The sequence below is a fragment of the Chimaeribacter coloradensis genome (assembly GCF_002858715.1).
GTDB classification, from domain to species: domain Bacteria; phylum Pseudomonadota; class Gammaproteobacteria; order Enterobacterales; family Enterobacteriaceae; genus Chimaeribacter; species Chimaeribacter coloradensis.
In genome coordinates this window covers 1-1613 of record NZ_PJZH01000063.1, presented here as the reverse complement: position 1 = coordinate 1613, position 1613 = coordinate 1, and the positions used below count along the sequence as shown (strand labels likewise).

The following is a 1613-nucleotide window of genomic DNA, read 5'->3' as shown; positions in this document are numbered from 1 at the left end:
GTGCATCGAGCATGGTTAAATTCATTTATTGATGATTACATTGATATCAATATATATTTTTGTGCTGAAATAAAAAAACTAAAGATTGATAATAAAAGCCTGGGTGAAATTATTGCTAAAATACGAGGATTATTATGAATAAATGCTTTTTTATTTTTATAATCGTTCTTGCATTGAGCTTTAATTGTACTGCTGAAACAAGCTGCATGTTAAGCAAAGAGGGTTGTAAAACAAGCAAAGGAATATTATCTTCAAAGAAAATAGATGAGGGTAAATATAATATCTATCTAAATAATAACGTTATTCTGAAATTAGAAACAAATAGTATGGATGAAGCATTTTCTTATTATGATTTACCCTATCATAAAAATAATAACAATGAAAAAGATTTAATTTTAATAAAGTATAATGGTAATGATTGCAAAATAGATGATTCTATCGTTAGGTGTCGAAAATTTCTTGTTATTGATCTCGTTAAGGATGTTGTTATTTCTAAATCATTTTACCCTCCAGTATTAAATGATAAACTTTTGTATATAAATTGGGGAAGCAAAAGGTCAAAATTTATTTTTGAGAACGAATCTGTTTTTGTTTACAAAGATGGAAATATTGAAATGATTAACAGTGGCTATTTAGCAGAGTAAAAAATATAGTAATAAAGGGGAGGGTAAAAATAAACAATCTCCAACCTGACGATAAGGGATGATTTTAAAGATGCCCCTTAATATATCTCCCTTATAAATATTTTAAGAGAAACAGAAGGATCATGAAAATAATAAATCATAACGTGCGTAATCTGGAAGCACTGGAAAAATCGGGCTATCGTATTGCCGTGTTAGATGATGCCGAAAAAGCCAAATTGCTTTATCTGACACACCACCTTGGGCTGACAGACACTATCCGGTTTATAAAAGGCACAATTACAGAGGCGGCCGTTGATTGCGCAGGTGGGGGCGGGCAAGGCTGAAAGTAGAGCGAAGGATTACAGCGGCGCTTATATAAAAGCGCATCGTATATGGTTGCTAGGATTTATAGATACGCATATAGGTATTATTAACTTTTACTGCCAAGAAAATAAGATAAAATTGAATAACCCTATAGATAACATCGAATCAATATTAAAAAAGATATAAGGATGTAATTATGAGTATCTCAAAAATATTTTTATTAGCATTTTTTTCAACTTCATGCCTAGCAGAAAATGATTGTGATAAAAATTATTATACATGTTACCATACATCGCTTGGAGATGTGCGCACTTTATCAGCAAGTGAGTAAAATGATGGTAATTCATATATTTATCTTGATGAAAAAATAATCTATAAAGCAAAAACTGATTATATCACCCGTAATCCGAGCGAGTTTTTCTTTGATGGAAAAAAAATAAACAAATTTATTTTTTACTATTATTCCAGAAGTAGATGTACCCAAGGTGTGGATGATTATAAATGCCATGTGTATCTATTTGTAGATATGACAAAAAAAGAACCTATTGTATCCAATGAGTTTAGCCCTCCTGTAGATGACTCGCATGTTAGCTGGGTATCCTGGGGTGAAAAAAACTCAATCATAGTTTTCGATGACGACTCCCGTTTTAAATATGAAAATGGAAA

2 protein-coding genes are annotated in these 1613 nt (G+C 31.0%); both read left to right on the top strand.

What is annotated here, in order from left to right; all coding sequences use genetic code 11:
* Positions 1-206: 206 nt before the first annotated feature.
* Positions 207-644 (top strand): hypothetical protein, encoded by a 438-nt coding sequence (locus tag CYR32_RS21575; protein WP_146000746.1) that lies wholly within the window; start codon positions 207-209, stop codon positions 642-644.
* A gap of 122 nt (positions 645-766) precedes the next feature.
* Positions 767-967, top strand: a complete 201-nt coding sequence (locus tag CYR32_RS21145; RefSeq protein WP_101827040.1) for a hypothetical protein — start codon at positions 767-769, stop codon at positions 965-967.
* Positions 968-1613 lie beyond the last annotated feature (646 nt).

Coding starts and splice junctions, on each gene's coding strand:
- CYR32_RS21575 (WP_146000746.1), top strand. CDS start 207: ATGTTAAGCAAAGAGGGTTGTAAAACAAGCAAAGGAATATTATCTTCA.
- CYR32_RS21145 (WP_101827040.1), top strand. CDS start 767: ATGAAAATAATAAATCATAACGTGCGTAATCTGGAAGCACTGGAAAAA.